Annotated in this window: 19 protein-coding genes, 1 tRNA gene and 1 pseudogene; 7 read left to right on the forward strand and 14 right to left on the reverse strand. The window is 57.9% G+C overall.

Translation table 11 applies throughout. The annotated features are described in order from the left end of the window. Positions 1-151 precede the first annotated feature (151 nt). Together G9408_RS16245 and G9408_RS16250 are read right to left on the reverse strand one after the other, a co-directional pair. A complete protein-coding gene (locus tag G9408_RS16245; RefSeq protein ID WP_168454985.1) occupies positions 152-1,546 on the reverse strand; it encodes an MATE family efflux transporter in 1,395 nt (464 codons plus the stop codon). Continuing rightward, positions 1,543-2,937 (reverse strand): MFS transporter, encoded by a 1,395-nt coding sequence (locus tag G9408_RS16250; protein WP_168454986.1) that lies wholly within the window; start codon positions 2,935-2,937, stop codon positions 1,543-1,545. Before G9408_RS16250 ends, G9408_RS16245 begins: the two co-directional genes overlap by 4 nt. A 270-nt stretch (positions 2,938-3,207) precedes the next feature. Here G9408_RS16250 and G9408_RS16255 point away from each other — a divergent pair, with 270 nt between their 5' ends. The 4 genes from G9408_RS16255 (at position 3,208) to G9408_RS16270 (ending at position 8,163) form a co-directional block, all read left to right on the forward strand. Further along, positions 3,208-4,476 carry an FAD-binding oxidoreductase gene (locus tag G9408_RS16255; protein WP_210423435.1) on the forward strand — a complete coding sequence of 423 codons (1,269 nt, stop codon included), beginning with the start codon at positions 3,208-3,210 and terminating at the stop codon, positions 4,474-4,476. Between the two features lie 27 nt (positions 4,477-4,503). Further along, on the forward strand, positions 4,504-4,824 hold the full coding sequence (locus tag G9408_RS16260) for a DMT family transporter (RefSeq protein WP_168454988.1): 321 nt from the start codon (positions 4,504-4,506) through the stop codon (positions 4,822-4,824). 72 nt (positions 4,825-4,896) lie between these two features. Then, positions 4,897-6,240: an MFS transporter gene (locus G9408_RS16265; protein ID WP_168454989.1), complete on the forward strand. Its 1,344-nt coding sequence runs from the start codon at positions 4,897-4,899 to the stop codon at positions 6,238-6,240. 93 nt (positions 6,241-6,333) lie between these two features. Further along, a complete protein-coding gene (locus G9408_RS16270) occupies positions 6,334-8,163 on the forward strand; it encodes a CocE/NonD family hydrolase (protein WP_168454990.1) in 1,830 nt (609 codons plus the stop codon). Positions 8,164-8,228: 65 nt separating this feature from the next. On the opposite strand, the gene G9408_RS16275 is transcribed toward G9408_RS16270, so the two are convergent. The 4 genes from G9408_RS16275 to G9408_RS16290 form a co-directional block, all read right to left on the reverse strand. Continuing rightward, positions 8,229-8,903 (reverse strand): nitroreductase family protein, encoded by a 675-nt coding sequence (locus G9408_RS16275; RefSeq protein WP_118074372.1) that lies wholly within the window; start codon positions 8,901-8,903, stop codon positions 8,229-8,231. Positions 8,904-9,233: 330 nt separating this feature from the next. Then, positions 9,234-10,523 (reverse strand): N-succinylarginine dihydrolase, encoded by a 1,290-nt coding sequence (locus tag G9408_RS16280; protein WP_168454991.1) that lies wholly within the window; start codon positions 10,521-10,523, stop codon positions 9,234-9,236. Continuing rightward, a complete protein-coding gene (astD, locus tag G9408_RS16285; protein WP_168454992.1) occupies positions 10,520-11,929 on the reverse strand; it encodes a succinylglutamate-semialdehyde dehydrogenase in 1,410 nt (469 codons plus the stop codon). The genes G9408_RS16280 and astD overlap by 4 nt, the downstream gene beginning before the upstream one ends. After that, entirely contained in the window at positions 11,916-12,938 is a 1,023-nt protein-coding gene (locus G9408_RS16290; protein ID WP_168454993.1) for an arginine N-succinyltransferase, read from the reverse strand. The genes astD and G9408_RS16290 overlap by 14 nt, the downstream gene beginning before the upstream one ends. Before the next feature lie 74 nt (positions 12,939-13,012). Between G9408_RS16290 and G9408_RS16295 the strand changes: the two genes are divergently transcribed. Then, complete coding sequence (locus tag G9408_RS16295; protein ID WP_168454994.1) at positions 13,013-13,486, forward strand: Lrp/AsnC family transcriptional regulator; 474 nt, start codon at positions 13,013-13,015, stop codon at positions 13,484-13,486. Positions 13,487-13,684: 198 nt separating this feature from the next. On the opposite strand, the gene G9408_RS16300 is transcribed toward G9408_RS16295, so the two are convergent. The 5 genes from G9408_RS16300 to hppD all read right to left on the reverse strand — a co-directional run bounded on the left by G9408_RS16300 (position 13,685) and on the right by hppD (position 18,547). Further along, positions 13,685-14,866, reverse strand: coding sequence for an amino acid aminotransferase (locus G9408_RS16300; RefSeq protein WP_168454995.1), 1,182 nt, complete (start codon positions 14,864-14,866; stop codon positions 13,685-13,687). A 105-nt stretch (positions 14,867-14,971) separates the two neighbouring features. Beyond that, a complete protein-coding gene (gene maiA, locus G9408_RS16305; RefSeq protein ID WP_168455002.1) occupies positions 14,972-15,604 on the reverse strand; it encodes a maleylacetoacetate isomerase in 633 nt (210 codons plus the stop codon). Beyond that, entirely contained in the window at positions 15,604-16,902 is a 1,299-nt protein-coding gene (gene fahA / locus G9408_RS16310; RefSeq protein WP_168454996.1) for a fumarylacetoacetase, read from the reverse strand. The genes maiA and fahA overlap by 1 nt, the downstream gene beginning before the upstream one ends. Next, a complete protein-coding gene (locus G9408_RS16315) occupies positions 16,899-17,450 on the reverse strand; it encodes a VOC family protein (protein WP_235957919.1) in 552 nt (183 codons plus the stop codon). Before G9408_RS16315 ends, fahA begins: the two co-directional genes overlap by 4 nt. Next, positions 17,447-18,547, reverse strand: coding sequence for a 4-hydroxyphenylpyruvate dioxygenase (gene hppD / locus G9408_RS16320; protein WP_168454998.1), 1,101 nt, complete (start codon positions 18,545-18,547; stop codon positions 17,447-17,449). Before hppD ends, G9408_RS16315 begins: the two co-directional genes overlap by 4 nt. 221 nt (positions 18,548-18,768) lie before the next feature. On the opposite strand from hppD, the gene G9408_RS16325 reads away from it, so the two are divergent. After that, a complete protein-coding gene (locus G9408_RS16325; protein ID WP_168454999.1) occupies positions 18,769-19,245 on the forward strand; it encodes an Lrp/AsnC family transcriptional regulator in 477 nt (158 codons plus the stop codon). Between the two features lie 67 nt (positions 19,246-19,312). Continuing rightward, positions 19,313-20,221, forward strand: a pseudogene (locus G9408_RS16330) (IS1595 family transposase). Positions 20,222-20,332: 111 nt separating this feature from the next. Here the strand turns inward: G9408_RS16330 and G9408_RS16335 are convergent. The 3 genes from G9408_RS16335 to G9408_RS16345 all read right to left on the reverse strand — a co-directional run bounded on the left by G9408_RS16335 (position 20,333) and on the right by G9408_RS16345 (position 21,738). Further along, positions 20,333-21,100, reverse strand: a complete 768-nt coding sequence (locus tag G9408_RS16335) for a hypothetical protein (RefSeq protein WP_168455000.1) — start codon at positions 21,098-21,100, stop codon at positions 20,333-20,335. Continuing rightward, positions 21,100-21,618 (reverse strand): hypothetical protein, encoded by a 519-nt coding sequence (locus G9408_RS16340; protein WP_168455001.1) that lies wholly within the window; start codon positions 21,616-21,618, stop codon positions 21,100-21,102. The genes G9408_RS16335 and G9408_RS16340 overlap by 1 nt, the downstream gene beginning before the upstream one ends. A 46-nt stretch (positions 21,619-21,664) precedes the next feature. Further along, positions 21,665-21,738, reverse strand: a tRNA-Gly gene (locus G9408_RS16345). Positions 21,739-22,028: the final 290 nt, after the last annotated feature.

A 22,028-nucleotide genomic window follows, 5' to 3' on the forward strand; every position in this document is an offset into this window, starting at 1 on the left:
TCGGAAAATAGGGCTGAAGACGCGCCATCTGCTCGTCCGTCAGCCAGAATAAATCGCTCAAATTCAAGCTCCTTCGCAGTCGCCTGAATCACAGCCATCACCGCAAATCAATGGGTCCTGACCCTAGGACTCGAGGGAAATTGTCCACCCGTCAATTGCCAATTGGCTTCTCAGGAAGCAGCCCAAGTCTGTACCGCAGTAGCCAGCGCCCAAAAACCAAGAGGGCTACAACGCAGATTCCAGTACCCAGACCGACCCAGATACCCAAACCCTCCCAGCCGCAGGCGAATGCTAGCCAGGCTCCGATTCCCATTCCGATCACTGAGTAGCCGGTCACGGCGAAGATCATTGGCCATCGCGTATCATGCAAGCCACGCAGCATCCCTGTGCAGACGACTTGGACACCATCGACGATCTGGATCATCGCGGCGACCGTGAGAAAGGATAGTGCGAGTTCAGCAACTTCCGAATCAACTGGAGCCTCTGCGCTGATGAACAACGACACGAGCCGGTCTCCCTGAGTTACTATCAGCAGCGCCATGCAAACCATAAACACAATAGTGATGCAGAACGCAGTCCAGCCGGCTCTTCCAATCAAATCGTGATCCCGCCTCCCGAACCCAATTCCTATGCGGACCGTCGCAGCCTGTGCCAGGCCAAGTGGAACCATAAAGGCGATGGTACCAATCTGAAGCGCGATTGCATGCGCAGCCAAGGCATTTGGGCCGACCCATCCCATCATCACCACGGCGCCGATGAATATCGCGTCTTCCAATGCCATCGCCACCCCAATTGGAACGCCAAACTTCCAAAGCGCGCGAAACCGCTCCCAATCGCTTCGCCACCATCGGCCAAACAGCGAATAACGCCTAAACTGTCGGTGGGTCCTGAGGAGGGCCATCATGGCCAACAGCATGAACAGATTGGCCAACACACTACCAATTCCAGCCCCGATAAGCCCTAGGGCCGGCATACCAAAACCACCGAACATCAAAACATAGTTGCAGCCTGCGTTGACGACTACGCCTGCCATTCCGACCAGGAGAGACCAGCCGGCCCGCTCCATTACGGAGAGAAAGTTCCGGATCAAAAGCACCCATAGGTAGGGCAGTATCGACCACATACAGGCTCGGACATAGGTGCCTGCAAGAGTTGCGAGATCGTCGTTCTGGCCGAGCATTCGAAGAATGGGGGAGGTTTGCCAAAGCACGATCCATACGAAGCTTGAGATTGCAACGGACACCCAAAGGCCTTGGCCAAAGGTTCGACGAAGATCTCTTACGCTATGAGCCTTCCGTCCGCGCTCGCTCGCCATCATTGGTGCTGTTGCGGTGATGAGGCCCATGCAGAAAATGACTGTCGCCATCATCATACTGGAGCCAAGCGACGCGGCGGCAAGTTCTTTGGCCCCCAGCCAGCCAATCATTACGACATCGGTCGCACCAATCAGCGTCAAGGACAGATTTGTCAGGATAAGCGGCCAAGCAAGTCGTTGGGTGGCGCGAAACTCTGCGCGCCACGGGGAGGCAAATGTCACATCGATCATCCGCTGCTTCGAAGGGACCTCTGCTCCAGCCGGCGGCGGATTAGTTGGTGTCGAGCCTTTGTAATCGGGAACATCGCAGCGAGGAACGCGGCTGCGATCAGGAACAGAGCAGGGAGGTAGCCGTTCGCTGCCTTGAGGCCGAAGATCGCCATGCCTGATTGGGCATCGGCTGATGGATCAAAGCCAAACAGTCCGGCGACAAGAAACGCGAAAGCAGGTGCTGTTGCATAGGCAATCTTGCGAAGGACCATCCAGGCAGAAGAGTAGAGTCCAGCCCTGTTTCCATTCGACTTCCAGGAATCATAGTCAACTATGTCACCGAATATGGCGTAGAGAGCGACATCACGGGCGACTCCGAGGGTGTAGAACAACGCCATGAAGCCGATGAAGAACGCCAGCGCGTTAGGTCCAGGCTCAAGCACTGCGATGGTCGCACCAGCGATAGCACCACCTGCCAGACCCACGAGCAGCACCCCCGTCTTCGATGTCCGTTTCAGCAGATGCTGCCACAGTTTGAGTGATAGCGTAGAAACCACGATCGCTGTAAGAAAGATGGCCGTAAAGGATGCGCCAACGCCCAGATAAGTGTCGAAGAACAAGAAAAAGAGTGCCGTCATGCAGCCCACCGCAAAGTCGGAAAGGAATGCGACTGCCAGAAATAACTGAAAGGGGCGGTTCACCCGAATGGCTGCGATCGTCTCGCGAAAGCTGGACTGTTCGGCTTGAGGCACGGCCCGGCCGTTCGGTAACCAGAAAATGGCGTAAAGAATCCCAAGTGGATAAGCGATCGCGATCAACCAGAACATCGCATGAAGCGCGGCAAAATTCATTTCTGTTGAAGGCAGAAATGGGAGCAGGGGCACGAGGCTCAGCAAAATGAGGCCGACGTTTTGCCCAAGACCTCGCCAGACTGCCAGTCGCGATCGCTCTTCGTACTTGTCAGCTAGTTCGGCAGACCAGGCCGTGTATGGGATCTCGAACATCGTCCAAGCGAGGAAAAAGAAGAAATAGCAAATCGTGAAGGACCAGATCGTTGGCTCTTTGCCCGGAACATAAAGACCGTAGGCCGCCGGAATGGCGAGGAAGATGCTGGCAAACAGCCATGGCTTACGCCGCCCCCAGCGGCCTCTTGTCTTGTCCGAAAGTATGCCAACAGCGAGGTCGGTGGCACCATCGGTAAGACGCAAAAGCAGCATGGCGATGGAAATTGACGCCAAGGCGAAACCGAATTCCTTGGCATAGAGCCCGGGGAGGATGGCAAGCGCAGGTGCCCGCAGCATTTCGTAAGGTGCTGCGACGGCGCCATAACCGATAAAGAGCTTGGTTGGCGGCGCACTCGCTTGCTGCCCGTCAGGCTGCGCCGAACCATCGTTCGCATGGCTGGTGTCCACTTGGCCCGAACCGCCCATTTACCTCTCCCAGATGTTCTCAGCCGTTGTGCGGGTGCGCGCATTGAATATGCCCCTTTGCTTCGGCTTCAAGCTGCTCTACTCCTGTCGACAATGAGTCGGCAACATCTATTTGGGAACGAGGTTGAACGCATGGAGGGGGGTAACACCAACAAACTGCTACAGGCCTTGTCTTCGGCACTCGGGCCTTGCGGCCTCCTATCAAGTGACGCGCTGGGAGCCAGAGCTACCAGTCTTTGGAATTCGGAGCCAATGTCTGCATTGGCAATGGTGCGGCCAAAGACGACATCTGAAGTCAGTACCGTCCTGCGTCTGTGCCATGAGGCTTCGCAAGAAGTTGTCGTGGTTGGCGGTGGTACCGGACCGGTTGCAGGCGCCGAGCCGACGGCGAACCGGATTGCCATCTCGCTAGAACGCATGAACCAGATCGAGAGCGTTGATCCGGTAAACGCCAGTTGCATTGTCCAGGCCGGTGCTTGCCTGCAGACCGTTCAGGAGGCGGTGGCAGGCTACCAACTGCTGTTTCCACTTGATTTAGGCGCTCGCGGATCTTGCACTATTGGCGGCAACATTTCGACCAACGCCGGCGGGATCAACGTCCTGCGCTATGGATCAATGCGGAGCTTGGTTCTGGGGCTTGAAGCGGTCCTCTCTGACGGCACCGTTGTCTCGTCGATGAACAAGCTGCTCAAGAACAATGCCGGTTTCGACCTCAAGCAGCTGTTCATTGGCACGGAAGGTACCTTGGGAATTGTAACGCGTACTGTGTTGCGGCTGTTTCCTCAGCAGTCAGACCGACGGACCGCAATGGTCGCGCTGCGTGGCTTCGATGAAGTAGCTGAGCTCCTGCAATTGGCGAAACTGAAGTTTGGCACAATGCTCTCGGCCTACGAGGTGATGTGGAAATCTTATCTGGAAGAACAATTGCGTTTCAACGGGCGCCGCAGCCCCTTCGAAGAAAGGCATGCCTTCTACGTGATCATCGAAACCGAAGGGGCGGACTCACAACTAAATGAAGCGGTCTTGACCGAAACGCTCGAAGCCGCGCTCGGCGATGATATCATCGCCGACGCAGTCATAGCCAAGTCAGAGCAGGAACGGCGAAGCCTTTGGGACCTCCGCGAGAATCTTGAGCCATTCCTGAGCGACAAGCCGTCCTTTGGCTATGATGTAGGTGTTCCTATCGGCGACATGCCGGACTACGTGAAGCTCGTAGAGAGCAATCTGAAGTGCCGGTGGCCTGACAGCATCTGTTATACGATGGGTCACATTGCTGACGGCAATCTTCATTTCTTTATCAAGCCCGGTCGCAAAGATGCTCGCAGGGAAGACTGCGATGAAGACGTCTATGGAGCCCTCGAATCGTTTGGAGGTACGATTTCTGCGGAACACGGGATTGGCTACGAGAAGCGGGCCTGGCTCCTTCGCACACGTTCGGCTGAAGAAGTTGCCATGATGCGCTCACTTAAGAACGCTTTGGACCCTAAGGGAATTCTGAATCCCGGCTGCGTCTTTGAGTGATCGTCCGCTTACTGGATGGAGTGCAATGTGGCTTGGGTCTACCTGCTGTTAGCTGGTCTCCTGGAAATCGTCTGGGCGACTGCCATGAAATTGTCGGATGGTTTCAGTCGCCCAGGTGCCAGTGCTGTGACACTCGTTGCGTCGATGGGGAGTTTCGTCTTGCTCGCCCTCGCGATGAGGTCCCTGCCCTTGGGCACAGCCTACACTGTCTGGACCGGGATCGGCGCAATCGGGGCTTTTGTCGCAGGTATGTTCTTTCTTGGTGAGAGTGCGACTGCCATCCGGGTCGTTGCCGCAATCTTGATACTCACCGGCATCGTTTTGATGAAATCGACGAGCGCGGGCTAGCTTCGAGGCTGTCCATTGCCGGACCAGGGCTACCACGAAACCTGACCAGAACGTAAAGACCTAGGAGGGATATTGCAACCGTCATCATCAGGTTCTTACGGGTCGGAGAAATCGGCGTGGTTCGGCGTAGCCGTGCTCATGTTCCTCTCCGTAGTTGCGATCCTCGACAGGCAGATTCTGAACCTGCTTGTAGATCCGATAAGAGCCGAACTCGCTCTCACCGATATCCAGATTGGAGTCCTGCAAGGGCCAGCTTTCATGGTGTTCTATACGCTGTTCGGCTTCCCTTTGGGCTGGATGGTGGATCAAACTCATCGTCTCCGACTGCTCGCTGCTGGCATTGCTCTTTGGACCGCAGGAACGATCGCCTGCGGTCTTGCAGACAGTTATGAAGCCTTGATTGTCGCGCGGGCTGTAGTGGGGATGGGCGAGGCTGTGGCGAGCCCGGCTTCAATTTCACTGATCGCCGACTATTTTCGTCCCGAGAGACGGGCAGTGGCAACCAGCGTTTACGGAACTGCCGCCATGTTCGGAACTGGCCTGGCTCTGGTTGGCGGGGGGCTGCTGCTATCCCTCTCCGAAATCATAGGACCGATTCAGATCGCCGGCCTGCCAACCATCGAGGGCTGGCGATTTGCCTTTGTTGCTTGTGGCCTGCCCGGCATTCTTGGCGCTTTGCTGGCTCTATCTGCGCGTGAGCCGGCGCGCCGCATCGAAACCTATGCCCTTGATGGCAAGGCAGGGTTGGCGAGTTTTCTTTATTCTGCCCGCAAATGGATCCTGTCGCACTTTTCGGCAGTGTGCCTCGTGGCCATCATGTCATTTGCCTTCATGAACTGGCTGCCCTCCTACCTGATCAGGGGATATGGCTGGCAGCCTGCCAATGTGGGCCTCCTTACAGGCATCCAGTTTTTGCTCCTCGGTCCGCTGGGCATCCTCGCCGGGGGCTTCATCGTGCGCCGGATGCAGCAGAAGGGCGTTTCGGATGCGGTAGCTCGCGTCCTGCGGCTTGGCGCAATCCTGATCGCCTTGTCGCTTGCCAGCATGGCGGCCCCTTGGTCCAGCGATACTGTTCTGCTGCCCTTGAGCCTCGCCGTGCTCTTCGTTTCGATGCTTCCAACGATATCACTGCTCGCGATCCAGCAAGCGACACCAGGTGAGTTGCGAGGCCGGATGGCGGCCATATATTTCATTACGACGAACCTTGTCGGTTACTCACTCGGACCAATTATAACGGCCGCGTTGAATGAGCGATTGTTCACCCAAGGTGGGCAGCTGGGCTATTCGCTCGGGCTGGTCGGAATAGTTCTGGGGCCCTTGGCTGCCCTGCTGTTTTCGCTGTCCCTGACACACTTCAGGAAAATCGTTGCGCCAAACAGCGACGAAGGTCTGCATCGAAGGCCAACTTCCGAATGAAGTCAGCAACATGCCATATTTGTTTTGATGTTTCCGCAAGACCGAACACGGTTCTCGGCTCGCATTAAGCAGCATTCACGAAAAGGAGCTTGGATGATGCGCTTCATAGTTAGTTCGGTAGCTGCCGCAATCGCTTTCGTTGGACCGGCTTCTGCCGAATTGCCGCGCCATCCTGATGCTCCAGCCCGCGAAAGTCAGATTGGCGAAGGTGCGCAGAGTGTCTCGATACCTCTCAATGATGGGACTACTCTTGCAGCCGACCTCTACTTGCCTGACAGCGCAGGGCCGCATCCCGTCATTCTTGAAGTAACGCCTTACGGACGGCGCAGCACCTTCAGTTCATCGGTCGAACACGGTTTTTGGACAGGGCATGGTTACGCGTTTATCGTGGTTGATGCTCGCGGCACCGGGGCCAGCGAAGGAACGCACACCTTTATGGCAGACGCCCGACGCGACGGGCCTCAGATTGTCGAATGGGCTGTGGCCCAGCGCTGGTCGAGCGGAAAAGTCGGTATGCGCGGCAGCTCCTACAGCGGCACCTACCCACTCCAGACGGCAATTGGTAGGCCGCGGGGGCTTGCCTGTATTAGCCCCAATGCAAACTTCCAGAGCGGATTTGACGGCCCCCCTTTCCTTGGCGGTGCCTTCATGCAAGGCTGGGCCTTGGGCTGGACGCCGCACGTAACTCCTGTCCTTGCGGGCAAAGCTGCTCCAGTGGATTATGACAAACTACTCTCGCATCGCCCCCTCCTAACGGCGGACCTTGCGGCCCATGGCGTTGAAATCCCAGTCTACCGCCAGTTTCTCGAACACCAGACTTCGGACAACATGTGGGCCGAAGTTCATCTCAGTCTCGAGGATTATCGCCGCATCAATGTACCGGCGCTAACTTTCACTGGCTGGTACGACACAACATTGCCAGGTAGCATTGCTAATTATCGAGCGATGCGCGGACTTGCGGCATCTGCAGAAGACCAGTGGATCATCGTCGGCCCTTGGGACCATTCCGGAGCGTCAGAAGGCGGCTATTCCCGTGACACCGGGCAGCCAATCGACAGGATCGGCGCACTTGCAGTCGAATCCAGGGGCCACAAGCCAGGCCAGCGGATGGCCCGGGAATTCTTCGACTGGTGCCTAAAGGGAACCGCACGCCGTCCCGCATGGCCGTCCGTTCAGATGTTCGTTGCGGGCCAGAACCGTTGGATCGAGGCGGAGCGCCTTCCCAGTCCCCTTGTGAAGTCCAGAAAATTGTTTCTTGGCGGATCGGGGCGAGCCAATTCAATCTCCAGTAAGGGGCTCCTTGAGGCCGGTCCAGGCCAAAACGCGCTCGACGAGTACACGCACGATCCCGCAAACCCGGTTCGCAGTGACCTTCCGGCGAATGGCCAAAGGGTCCAGGCCGGGGGTTTACTCGGGCCGGTTGACATCTCTCACCAACTGGCGCGCGCAGACGTCCTTACTTATGCTACACCGCCTCTCACGACTCCCCTCACTCTTCTGGGGAATGCCAGGCTCTCGATCTATGTTCAGGCTGACGTGCCGGACTTTGACATAGTCGCCTTGCTTGAAGATGTAGCACCCAATGGTACTGCCATTCGTCTTGATTCCGGATGGGCCGGCGTTCTGCGCGCCCGCTATCGTGGCGGCTCTGGTCGTCTTGCGCCCTTGAAGCCAGGCGAAACCGTGAAGCTCGAAGTTAATCTGGGCGAGAAGGGGCATACACTTCGCGTCGGCCATCGCTTGCGTTTATCCGTCTTCAGTAGCGCCTACCCGTTTATCAGCGTCAATCCAGGCACCGGCAACGATATCGCCACCGACAACGCATCACCCCGTTCGGCTCGAATAACGATCCTGCGGGGTTCTTCGTATCCGTCGGCGCTGAGCTTGGAGGTTCTTGAACCAAGGGCGCAACCATCCAAATGAGCACCTAGTGGGACAGGTTAGGGGTTGGGCGAGCTGCTATCCTTGTTCGCCCAACCCCGCTGGCACTAGCGATAATCCGCAATCTCTTCGAAAGGCTTTTTGACTTTGGCATGGACGGGAACCGTCGCGCCGTCGGCCGGATATCCACACACCAGCAGAAGATAGGGCTTTTCGGAAGCTGGACGACCGCACATATCATTTAAGAAGGTCATCGGCTTAGGTGTATGGGTCAGCGTCGCTACACCGGAATGGTGCAAGGCGGAGATCAGGAAGCCCATGGCAATGCCGACTGACTCCGGAACGTAGTAGTTCTGGCGCTCGATGCCCTTGCGAATGCCCCCCTTGCGTTGCCCGAAGATGGCAATGATCCAAGGTGCCGTTTCAAGGTACGGCTTCTGGTCGTCTGTGCCCAAAGGAGTGAGTGCGTCGAGCCACTCCTCGCCTGCCTTTCCACTATAGAAAGCGCGTTCCTCCGCTTCTGCACGCTCACGCAGTTCTTTTTTGAGTTCTGCCGATCCGATGATGGAGAAATACCAGGGCTGGTGATTTGCCCCGCTGGGAGCGGTGCCAGCAGCTTTCACGGCGTACTCGATGACTTCACGTGGCACCGGGCGGTCGGAAAACTCGCGCACGGTGTGGCGTTTCCGCATTTCCTCGTAAAACGCTTCCGCGCGCTCGATCATCTCCGGATGAGGATAATCCATCCGGTCGGGAAGAGGTATCGCATCATGCTCTTTCATGGCCCATCACTCCTTGCTGAACAGTGGCAGCTTCAAATCATGCCGACTCTGTGTCGACAAGATAGGGGGTAACTTGGTCGGCGGCAATCGCGAAAGTTAAGACTCTCCCGAGTATAGCTGGTTGACCGAGCGGTACCGTCAGATGCTCTGGCCTGGGTTCGCTTGCTGAAGCGGGATTGGGGGAGCCTGAACTTTCTGGACCGCCGAGGTGAATTTCACCTCAAGAGCTGAACGCGTAACCAAACATCCTCGCCCCCAGGATCCTATGGCGTATGGTGGCGATCACGGTGTTGCACGCAGGTAGCGGAGTTCTGCCGACTGGAAGGAGCCTCAACAAGGCAGCTGCAAGTGCTTTCGTATGCTGGCATCCGCAGACCACATTGCTTGCCAGGTTTCCACCCTGCCGAGGTCAGCCGCCTCGATACGTTCGGGCCACCGATCCTCAATCAGGCGATGCAAGCCTTCCCATTTGCCTTCATCTAGCAGGTATCGAGGGTCAATCGCCGCCATGGCTGCAGCATCCGTTTGCAAACGCAGTCGCAAACAAGCGGGACCTCCGCCGTTCCTCATTGACTCTCGCACATCGATTACTTCCAGCCGTTCGACCGGTCCGGCATCGGACACAAAGCGATCGAGCCATTGTCGTACCGGCTCGCATTCTTGGGTTTCCGTCGGGACGAGGAGAGCCATTGCCCCAGCGGGCAAAGTGACCAATTGCGAGTTGAACAGATAGGAACGGACAGCGTCCTCCAGCGACACCTGATCAGCTGGCACCTCTATGATCACGCAGCCAGGAACGTGCTCCCGGATGAACGCGTAGACGCTCTCCTTGTCCTCGAAGGCCTGTTCATGTGCGATGAGCACATGTTCATTTGCTACAGCCACTACGTCATTGTGGAAGGCCCCAGCCTCGATTGCCAGTGCACTCTGACGGGCCAGCAAAGTCCGCTGGCTATCGAGCCCGTGAAGGCGCGCGATTGCCTGAGATGCACGGCGGTCCTGCCTTGCCGGAAAGCCATGGGCCTTGCGTTCACCAAAGACGAGGATCTCAATCCCTGGGTCCCCGTGCTGCGGCGCCATCCGCATGTGATTGGCTGCTCCTTCATCGCCGAAGCATGCCGGGACGGGGTCATGAACCGCGAAATAGCGTTGATCGACAAAGATGTGGCGCAGCGTGTCCAAGGTCTCTCGCCACTCCATCGAACGGTGTGGCATCGTCCCAAGATTCGCCACGGTCAGGTGGCAACGGCCATCGGAGGTGTCTGGTGCTGGCGAAACGGTTGCGGCATTGGCCGTCCACATGGCGGAAGCGGACATGGCATTGACGAGAAGGGCTGGATCCTCTGCCCACGCAGCTACGCAAATTTCTTCGTCAGTTCCCTTGAAACCAAGCCGACGGAGAAAGCAGGTGTCGGGACGCCTCTGAGGAGGCAGAAATCCCTGATGCAAGCCAAGATCCATGAGCCTGCGCATCTTGTTTAGGCCTTGCAAGGCGGCCTGACGAGGAAAGGAAACCAACCCTGAGTTTTGGTGGCTGGCAAGATTGCCGAAGCTGAGGCCGCCGTAGTTGTGGGATGGCCCAATCAGCCCATCGAAGTTGATCTCGAAATACTCCCTCATGGGCGATTGAGCCCCTTCATTTCGATCGGAACAAGGTCCGAAGTCTCGAGGCTGGCGACCGGCCAGGCGACATAGTCCGCTGCATAGAAGGCACTGGGACGGTAATTCCCCGAGGCGCCGATTCCGCCGAACGGGGCGCTGGAGGCAGCTCCGTTGGTCGGGCGGTTCCAGTTTACCACGCCTGCCCTGCTATTCTGCCAGAATCGCTGGTAGAGCGCTTCATCACCGCCGACGAGGCTCGCAGCGAGGCCGAACCTGGTATCATTGGCTACCGCCATCGCGGTGTCGAAATCCGTCACACGCAGGACCTGCAACAGGGGGCCGAAGTACTCCTCGTCCACGGTCTTTGTTCCGGTCACATCAACAATCGCAGGTGTGAGGAAAGGCTTATCCTCAACCAGCCGTTGAAGCGGTACGATGGTTTTTGACGATCGCGCGGAAAGGCCGCGTGCAGCCGCCAGCAGGCGGTCAGCAGCAGCGTTGTCAATAACCGGCCCCATGAAGGGCTCCGGATTATCAAACGGCGCCCCAATCCTGATTTGCCGAGTGAGTTCGACCAGGCGGTCGACCAAAGCATCTGCCTGCGCCTGGCTTACGATCAGCCTCCGTGCGCAGGTGCATCGTTGTCCCGCCGACAAGAACGCCGACTGAATGACAATGCTGGCCGCTGCAGAAAGATCGTCCGCGTCCCAGACGATCAGAGGGTTATTGCCGCCCATCTCCAAGGCCAGAATTTTGTGCGGTGTTTCGCCAAACTGCCTGGCGAGCGCCGCACCGGTGGTCGCCGAACCAGTGAACAGGAGTCCGTCAATTTCTGGGTGAGAGGCGAGGTCCCGTCCCGTTTCCGAATTTCCTTGGACGACCTGCAGCACTCCATCGGGCAGGCCTGCCTCGCACCAGAAACCGGCCAGCAATTCACCCGTCGCCGGGGTTAACTCCGAAGGCTTGAAGACGACGGTGTTTCCAGCCAACAGGGCGGGGACGATATGGCCGTTAGGTAAGTGGGCAGGAAAGTTGTACGGCCCGAGTACGGCCAGGACTCCATGCGGTTTGTGGCGCACCGCTTGCCGGACACCTTGGGCTTGCCCCTCTCGATCTCCGGTTCGCGTGACATATGCTTCGACCGAAATCTCGACCTTGGCTGCGACGCTTGCGACCTCCGATTCTGCTTCCCAGTAAGGTTTTCCTGTCTCCCGCGAGATGACTGTCGCTAGTTTGGCTCGATTTCGCAGCACGACCTCGCGGAAAGCTTCGGCTACGTGCACGCGCTCGGCGAAAGTGGTCTGAGCCCAGCCGCGCAACGCATCTCGCGCCGTTCTTACGGTCGCATCTGTGCGTCCGATCGGACCTTGCCAGACAAGCTCGCCGGTACAAGGATCAAACGATAGAAGTTCAGAATTCGACATGGGCTAGCTCTTCCCCAACCTCGGCAAATCGCTCCCCCTGGAGTGTGAGGCCCGCAGGATCGTTGCTCGTGTGATCAACCCAGCAGCGAAAGTCCCTTCCGCTACCCTTTGACATTAGGACTGGCCGTCCTTTTGGCTGATTGCCGAAAGCCGCGACGACCCCGCATTCCCGATCCGCTATCGCCTTCAAGTCCGACGCGCGGCATTCCACAACGGGACCTGCATCGAATATGTCGACGTGTTCTGTCAGCCTGAAGCCTTCGTTCATTAGCAGCTTAAGGGCGGGTGCGCTCGATTCATGGACCTTGCCGATGAGCGGGCGCACGGCTTGCGGAAGCATCGAGATGTAGACGGGGTACTTCGGCATGAGGTCAGCAATGAATTGGTTGCCATGAATCCCGCCATATCGGTCAGCTTCGGCGAGGGTCATGTGGAAGAAGTTGCGGCCCACGCTATCCCAGAAAGGAGTTGAGCCGGCCGGTGCGACCCAGCCGCGCAGCTCGGCCATGATGCGACAGCTGAACCGGTTAGGGAACTGGCCAATCAGCATGTAGCGGCTGCGGGCAAGTAGACGGCCGGTGCCATTGGCCCTGCAGGCGGAGTGCAGGAACAGGCCGCCCACTTCGGTGCCCCCCCCGAAGTCATTGCTCAAATGCAGCATGTCCTCGCAATAGCGCTGCCCGAGCTCCCTGCTGTGGTGGACGATCTGCGTGCGGCGATAGGTGTAGAAGGGCCAGGTCTGGCCGACCTTGCTGAATAGGCAGGCGGTGCCTGCTATACTGCCTGTGCCGTCATCCAATACCAGCAGGTACAGTTCATCTTCTGGTTGTTCGATGTCGCGATCGAACGCGTCGATGGAACGCTCAATCCGTTCGCCGAGTGCTCTGCGATCTGGAGGCAGGTTGGTCATGCCTTCGTCCGCGCTCTCAGCGAGCATGAGCAGGCCATCGAGGTCGTCCAGCCTGGCGGGTCTTACACGCCAGCCTGAAGTTTGTAGATCCAATACCATTCGGCGGATGTTGCAGAATATTCACCGCATGTGTAACGCGATTGATCCGTCGCAACCGCAGAATATTTGGCGAGATGATGCAATCAGTGACAATTGATGCGGTCGACCGACGCATCCTCGAAGCCCTCAGAAATGATGCCCGAATCACAAATAGCCGCCTTGCAGATCTGGTTGGGCTTTCGCCTTCCGCCTGCCTGGCAAGGCACAAGCGACTGGAGAAACTCGGAGTCATCACGGGGTACCGAACCGAGATCGCACTAGGTCTGATCAGGCCAAGCATCCGGGTAATGATCGAGATGCGCCTGGCACGCCATTCGACCGATGATTTTCGGCACCTCGAGATGCTGCTGCGAGAAGATAATCGTGTGCTCGAAGCAGCCGAGATCAGCGGAAAGATGGATTACTATGCCTCGCTGTGCTTGCGAGACATGAATGAGTTGCGTGATTTCATTGATAATCTTACCGAAAAGGCACCGGTTATCGAGGCTGTAAACTCTTTCGTGGTCCTACACATGGCGAAAAGCCCGATCGGGCCACCGCTTGAATAGGACCGTGTAGATCGGCAGTGGAGACAATATACGGGATCTGGCGCCACCGAAAATTGCGCTCAACAATGTGCGAAAATGCTGACGACGAGTAGGTTGCATAAATTCCAGCTTTTCCCTGAATGGGGTAAAGCTGGCGACGAGGCTTCCACTCTAACGCCTTACACAGCGTGAATCGGCGGTGGACGATCTCGGTCCCAATCAACCGAGATATCCGGAAATCGCTTCAACAAAGTGAGGAAGATTTGCTTCACTCAAGCCCGCGATGTTGATGCGACCGTCCGGCGCCATGTAGATCGCGCTCTCCTCCCGAAGCAGTCGTACCGCATCTGTTGAGACCGGTAGCAGCGAGAAAAGCCCGCGTTGATTGGCGATCGCGGACAGTTGCGGCAGTGAATTCGCAACAGCCTGGCGGAGCCCGTTTATTCTTTCCCGCATCGTATTTAGCTCCTCCTGCCAAACGGAGCGAAGTTCCGAACTGGAAAGGATGATGCGGCATGCCGCTGCACCATGGTCCGGCGGCATGGACCACATTGCGCGCGCGGTGCCGAATAGCTGCGAGCGCACAGCATCAGCCTGAGCGAGCGTCGCCGCCTTCACAAATAGGGATCCAACACGGTCCCTGTACATCCCGAAATTTTTGTCACAGCTGTAGGCGACAATGGCTTCAGGCAAGTTCTCGACAAACATCCTTACGGGTGCTGCATCGGCCTCAAGACCATCCCCAAGTCCATGATAGGCAAAATCGATGAGGGGAAGCAGGCCCTGGCACTGACACAGCGCGAGTAATTCCGTCCATTCTGTACTACTGAAAGACGCACCGGTCGGATTGTGGCAGCATCCGTGAAGTAGGAGGACATCCCCTGGCTTGGCGGATGCGAGATCAGACATCATGCCATCGAAATCGATCCGCAAGGTCGCCGGATCGTAGAAATGATGGTGGCGGCTCTGAAGGCCTGTCGAGGCTATTAAAGGAAAATGGTTCATCCAAGTCGGGCTGCCCACCCAAACCGCTGAGTCCTTCGAGGCCTCGGCGAGCAATTCGAATGCAAGGCGAAGTGCGCCATTGCCCCCCGGGGTTTGCAAGCCGACTAGGCTTGGCGAAGTCGCTAGATCATCGCCCAGCGCGAGACGTGCCGTAAGATCGACGAAGCCGGAATCACCAACCGGGCCAAGGTAGGACTTGCTCTCCTGCTGCTCGACCAGGATACGTTCGGCCGCCTTGATGGCACCCAATACCGGCGTAAGACCTTGATCATCTCGGAAGATCCCCACACCAAGGTCGATCTTGTGTGGCCGTTGGTCCTCCTGGAACAGGCGGATAAGGCCGAGCAAGGAATCGGGCGCTTGTTGGGCTAGTGATCCAAACTGACTTTGATGCATAATGCTTCTCCACGTTCGCCTGGTTCTTTGCGCCAGACAGCACAATCTTGGTCGGCCATGACCTCGTTTCGGTGGTCATGCTCTCTTAGGGATTGATGGCGGACTTCAGCCCGACCCAGCCTGCCGCTCCGGGGCCGCAGCTGCAAAAGCCGCCACAGACCTTGCATTCTGCGTTACCTTTCTAATGGCGGGAAAGGCCTCCAATGAGACTTCGAAGCGTTCGGCGGAGTAAACTTGCGGGACGAGGCAGCAATCCCCCAAGCCTACTGTGTCACCGAACGCGAACTGGCCGCCATGCTCCTCGATTAAAGCCTCGAGCGCCACGAAGCCGTCTCTGATCCAGTGCGCGATCCAGTCGTTGACCGCCGCCTCATCGGCCCCAAAATCGTTGCGCAAGACATTGAGGACCCGGAGGTTGTTCAGCGGATGGATGTCGCAGCAGACGACCTGCGCCATGCCTCGCACGATGGCCCGACTTTTCGCATATGCAGGCAAGAGCGGAACCCCCGGGTGTCTCTCCTCGAGCCATTCGATTATAGCCAGTGACTGGGTGAGGCAGGCATCGTTCATCTCTAGCGCAGGAACCAGGCCCTGCGGGTTTATCGCCAGAAAGGAAGGGTCGCGCTGCGCGCCAGTGCGCAGGTCATGGCTAAGCGCCTCGTACGCTACGCCTTTGAGATTCAGGGCGATGCGCACACGATAGGCCGCACCCGAGCGCCAGTAATCATGCAATCGCATCATGTTCGGGCCGCTTCCACCACTCCGCTGCACAAGCCGAAGCCAATCGAGCGGAAGCCGTCGCGCACCGCACGGGCAGACAGGATGAGCTCGTCGCCATCTTCGAGGAAGCTGCGTTCTTCGCCATCCGGTAAGGTCACAGGCGACTTGCCCCCTTGGGACAGCTCCATGAGGCTACCAAGGCCCGACGAATCCGGAGTCGAAATCGTGCCCGTACCCAGCAGATCGCCGGGCATCAGGTTGCAGCCATTGGCGGTGTGGTGTGTCACCATCTGCGCAACCGTCCAGTACATCGATGTGGCAGGGCCGGTCCCCAGCCGGTGCGGTGGTATCCCCGCCTCACGCATTTTCCGTGTCGCGATCCAGGTCTCGAGCGTAAGCGCAAATGCGCCCTCGGCCTGATCAGCTGCATCGACCAGATAGGGCAGAGGCGCTGGATCATCTTCGGGCCGGGCAGGTTGCGCAATCCGAAACGGTGCCAGGGCCTCTGTTGTGACCACCCAGGGCGAAACGCTGGTTAGGAAGTTCTTGGCCAGGAACGGGCCGAGCGGTTGATACTCCCAAGCTTGCAGGTCGCGCGCTGACCAGTCGTTGAGCAAGCAAAGGCCGCCAACGCGGGAACCGGCCTGGCTGATCGGGACCGGCTCGCCAAGCGCATTTTCTCCTGCGATCCAGACCCCAAGTTCCAGCTCGTAGTCCAAACCGCAGGTCGGATCATAACCGGGCAAGTCAGAGTAAGGCGGCTTGCGTTGCCCTTTCGGACGAATGACCGGGGTCCCCGAGAGGCGAATTGAAGATGCCCTGCCATGATAGCCGATCGGTACGTACTTGTAGTTTGGTAGCAGCGGATTGTCGGGCCGGAACTGCCTGCCGATATTGGTGGCATGATGAATGCCGACGTAGAAGTCGGTATAGTCGCCGACCGTGAACGGCAGATGCATTGTACAATGCTGCGACGGATAAAGGTGCGGCAGCAAAGCCAGACGGTTTGATCGATCCGTCAGGCTCGCAAACACCCCATGGCGAAGTCGCTGTCTCTCTGCGGAGGATAGCGCGAACAGCGCATTTAGCGCGCCCGTTTCCAGTGCTGGGCGAACGCTGTCAGGAAGGAGCCTGTCACGCGAAAGGCCGGACAGGTCGAGAATCGAGTCTCCGATAGCGGTTCCGACACGTCGCCGCCCATCACCAAGACAGAAGATTCCGAGCGGTAGGTTCTGTACCGGGAAGTCGGGGTGCTCGTCAGCTCCATCTATCCAGCTGCTCGCCTCGCGATCATGCGTATGATCGATATGGTTCATTCAGCGGGCTCCGTGTGCAGCCAAGCCGCATGACGCGGTGCTCGCTTCGTCCAGCTCCATTCTTCCAGCATGACCGGAGCGAGCTCACGCAGCTCTGCATATTGCTCTGGTGTGCCTATATTACAGGCCAATTCGAGCCTGTGTCCGTTGGGGTCGAAGAAGTAGATCGACTTGAAGATCCCGTGGTATGTCGGCCCCAGCACCTCGATGCCCTGAGCTTCGACATGGACCTTGGCTGCCAGTAGCGCGTCCAGATCAGCCACCTCGAATGCGAGATGCTGAACCCAGGCAGGTGTATTGCGGTCGCGGTCCAATTCCGGCTGGTTGGGCAACTCGAAGAACGCCAGTACATTGCCGCCTCCCGCGTCGAGGAAGATATGCATGTACGGATCGTCTTCGCCGGTCGAGGGCACTTTGTCCTCCGCGAAAGCGGTGGTGTATTCCATGCCCAGGACGCGACTGTACCACTCGGCGGTTTCTTGCGCATCTTTGCAACGATAGGCGACATGGTGGATGCGCTTCAGGCTGGGTGCCGAGGTCGTCATCATTCGGCTCCTTCCACCTGAAGCGCACCGCGGCGAAGCTGATCTCGTTCCATGCTCTCGAAAAGGGCAGTGAAGTTGCCTTCGCCAAAGCCTTCGTCCTTCTTCCTCTGGATGAATTCGAAGAACACCGGGCCGATCATCGTTTCGGAGAAGATCTGCAGCAGCAGCCGCGGATCGCCCTTTTCGGTCGACCCGTCGAGCAGGATCCCGCGGCGCTGCAGTTCGGCCACCGGCTCGCCGTGGCCAGGCAGCCGCTCGTCGAGCATCTCGTAATAGGTCGCCGGCGGCGCGGTCATGAACGGCGTACCGTAACCCTTGAGTGCATCCCACGACGTGATCAGATCATCGCTGCTGAAGGCGATATGCTGGATGCCTTCGCCATTGTATTGGCGAAGATACTCCTCGATCTGACCACCACCCGCCTGGCCCTCTTCGTTCAGCGGAATGCGGATCTTGCCATCAGGCGCGGTCATCGCCCGACTGGTCAGGCCTGTATATTCACCCTTGATGTCGAAATAGCGGATCTCGCGGAAGCCGAAGACACGCTCGTAGAAATCCCCCCAGTGGGCCATACGCCCGCCGTAAACGTTGTGGGTCAGGTGATCGATGGTGTGGAAGCCAGCGCCGACCGGATGGCGGTCTACGCCGGGCTCATAGACGAAGTCGATATCGTAAATCGTGAGATCGCTGCCGCCTTCATGGCCTTCGTAGCGGTCCACCAGATAGATGATCGAGCCGCCGATCCCGCGGATCGCCGGGAGTTTCAATTCCATCGGACCTGCGTGGACGGCAACCGGCTCAGCGCCGCGTTCAATTGCCGCGGCATAGGCCTTGGCAGCATCGCGCACGCGCCAGCCCATCCCGCAGCAGGACGGGCCATGTTCGGCCGCGAAGTAGGCAGCTGGACTCTTTGGCTCACAGTTGGCGATGAGATTAATCCCACGCTGACGCCACAACTCGACATCCTTCGAACGGTGCCGCGCGATGCGGGTGAAGCCCATCGACTCGAACACAGGTTCGAGCACGCCCTTCTGCGGGGCCGAAAACTCGATGAAATCAAACCCATCCAGCCCAAGCGGATTTTCAAATAGATCGGCCACGGTATCACCCTTTCTTGCCGAGAACTGCCATCTTGGCGCGCCGTAGGCGTTTTCTTTGCTTGCGACGTTACCTTGAGGCACCTTGCGGCATTCAAAATTCCGGGGCAGGATAGCGCATCGCGGCCGAAAAAAGTTTGCGAAATTCCTGCAGATTCGGGTTCATTTGCGATTTGCGTGTATGGAATCGTGTATTGGTGCAATTTTAGTGCGTAGGCGTTGAGATGCTTGATAGGTTCGATTTGCGGATTCTGGAGGCTCTGCAGGAACGAGGAGACATGGGGCCGTTGGAGATGTCGCAGGCGGTGCATCTCTCTTCCTCTCAGTGCTCCCGTCGCATGCAAGCGCTACGCAAGGCAGGGTACATCAAATCGATCCGAGCGGTGTTGGAGCCAGGCAAGGTTTCGGTGGGCCTGATGGCCTACGTCCTGGTGACAATGAAAAGTCACTCGCCGGATGCGGCAGATGCATTTCGGGAGCGCCTACTAAGGATGAATGAAGTTCTGGAGTGCCAAAAACTCACCGGGGCAGCCGATATGATACTAAAGATCGCCACTCGTGATCTGGAAACATTCAATCAGGTCTTGACCCGCGAAATTCTGGGCGCGCCAGAGGTCGCCAATGCGCAATCAAGCATAATTCTTGAGGACATCAAAAGCACATCGAGTCTGCCTTTGAAATTTTCATTAATTAATAAATGATAATGTGAATAAATTTATTCCCGTTTATCCCCTTGACGCATGTATCGGATTGTACCATTAAGATGGCATGACGAAGAAAAGCCCCTCTGCCAGCCCCGAGTTCAGCGTTCGCGAGTTCTTCCAGCGCTTTCCCGACGACTACGCTTGCCTCGCGCACATCATGCAAGTCCGGTTCGGCGGCACTCGTTTCGACTGCCCCAAGTGCGGCACGGTTGACGCGACCTTCCACAAGCTGGCGAAGCGCCGCACGTTCGTTTGCGCGTCCTGCGGCCACCACGTGAACCCGACCGCCAACACGATCCTGCACGACACGCGGACTCCGCTGGTTAGCTGGTTCTACGCCATGTATCTCTTCTGCACGACGCGCCATGGCGTGAGCGGTAAGGAACTCCAGCGCCAGCTTGGGGTGACCTACAAGACCGCCTACCGCATCGGGCAGCAAATCCGCGATCTCACCATGAAGGCGCAGTCGTTCGACGCGCTCCTCGCCGGTCACGTCGAACTCGACGAAGCCTATGTCGGCGGCCGCCGTTCGGGTGGTAAGCGCGGTCGTGGCGCTCCGGGCAAGACCATTGTGATGGGCCTTGCGAGCCGCGACGGCAACATGAAGGCGGTTGTCATCCCCGACGTCAAGAAGGCCACCCTGCGCGGCGTCGTGCTGGACAATGTGGAGCCGGGTTCGGTTGTCTCGACCGACGAACTGGTCAGCTACAACTTACTGGCCGGCGACTGGTTCAAGCATGGCGTCGTGAAGCACGGCGCGAAGGAATATGCCCTCTATGATTATCGGTCGGGCGAGACGTTCCACGTCAGCACCGTGGAAGGCTTCTGACGGCTGTTCAAAGCGTCGATCCGCTCGACGCATGTTCAGATCAGCGGCAAGCATATGCAGCGCTATCTGTCGGAGTTCACTTTCCGCGCTTCGAACCGCGAACGGGTGAACGGGATGTTTGATCTTCTGGTTGGGGCGCTGTGACGCGCCCCACCATCGCCTCGAGCTCGGAGCGATTGGCGGGGCCTACGCCTTCGGCCTCAGCTTGCGCGACAAAGTCCGACAATCGATCAGTCGCGAGTGCTTCGGAGAGGCTTAGATGGTCAGCCATGTGGCAGCAGCCTTCTCGTATGCCTTGTCCGACTGCCCCTCTTCGATGACGTTACCAGCCTGCGACAGGATGCCGAAATAAGCGCCCATCTCTGACTTGTCGTGGACCACCGATATGGTGACGGGCGGGTGTTCCTTGACGGCAAGATCGTGAAACATCGCCGCCGTCGAATAGACTCTGACGTGATGGTTCGGAACTGACTGAAATACGGCTGCCTGCCCATCGAGATTGACGAGGGCGTCCACTTCCCACTCCTTCGTCGATGGGCCTTGGATTTTTACGCAGCGCTCCACGCGCAACGTGCCGAAAACCATTTTCAGGCGCTCATAAAGGTGGTCGGCAATTTCTGCGTCCCCCTTGCCAGCCACACGTGCGACGATCTTGTGTGCAATCCTGGCGGATGCCTCAGCTATGTCAGCAATCGCCCCAGCAAGCCCCTCAGGCTCGCAATCAAGATAAATCGAGCGCTTGTCCGTCATCGCGCCGATTTCTCCGGCAAGGACGCGGGCATTATTGGCAAAAGCGCGCTCCCCGCCAATTTGTTCGATTTCGCGGTACGCAAGGCTTCCATCGCTCACCCTGAAGCCCGAGCGCGAGGGCTCAACCTTGACTGCCACAGCAGTGCCGCTTGGGTAGTAGATCGGAAGATTGATGTAGGCCGCGCTGCCCCAATGGCGAACGGACACCAGCTGGCGGACCGCGTTCTCTATGGCGGCCTCAAACGACGAGTCTCGGACAGCAATATTCGCCATTAAAACACCAACTTAAGGGACCATTCCGGCCCGGGAATAATTCCTATATTGTTGATTCTAAACAATTTACCGACCAAGTCAAGGAGTTCGGCGAAGTTTGCAGGGTTGGGGTTTAGCGCTTCCGCTACGGGCAGATTGGACATTCTCATGCGCCCCCCCTTCTCCAGCCAGTTCGCTTCGAGCGGATGATGATGGGAACCGGTTATGATCCGCCTAATACGCTGCGGCCCCTCAGGCGGGTTCTTGTGAAAGTTGGAAAGCGGGTTCCAATCTATCCGCGTCAAGGGTTGTCGCCTGCGTTCGCCGGGGATGCCGGTTTCTAGCTGGAACATGACCGCCTTATCGGGACTGTGCTCGAAGCACGTAGCGCGAAGCGCAAAGTTGCCGACAGTCACGCCAGCGATATCTAGAGGCGCGTAGATTTCCAATCCGCCATCATCGGGATGGGGTTCCGACCAGCCGACACCGGGTGGCAGGTCTTTCCAAGAATCTACCAGCGTCAGGTAGGGGTTAGGCATCCAGCCTGCATATCGTCGGTTTGAGCTCTTGGCGAGTCTACCGAACTGGGGATGGGCGGGACTCGAACCCGCGACCCCCAGTTTGGTAAACTGGCGCTCTAATCCAGCTGACCTACCACCATATTAGCCCGAGGGCCGGGGCGCTTGTCTCACTGAAGGCTAGGGGTGTCAAGACACATGCGTCAAGGGGATAACCGGGTTCTATTTTCTCCTCTGATCTTCGGATCACCTCCTCCGCTCAATTCCTCTCCTCCTCGTCGGGCCGGCATGCATAGCGGTCCGTTCCTTGCAAAGCGCCATGCGGAAACGCGGCATTCGAGAGTGCCGACCCCGGGCGTCGTCGAGGCCCGGCGCCGACACGATGTCAGCGAGAGATTTGGGACATCGCCGCCGCCATGACATATTCGGGC

The sequence above is a fragment of the Sphingopyxis microcysteis genome (assembly GCF_012274265.1).
In the GTDB taxonomy this organism is placed as follows: domain Bacteria; phylum Pseudomonadota; class Alphaproteobacteria; order Sphingomonadales; family Sphingomonadaceae; genus Sphingopyxis; species Sphingopyxis microcysteis.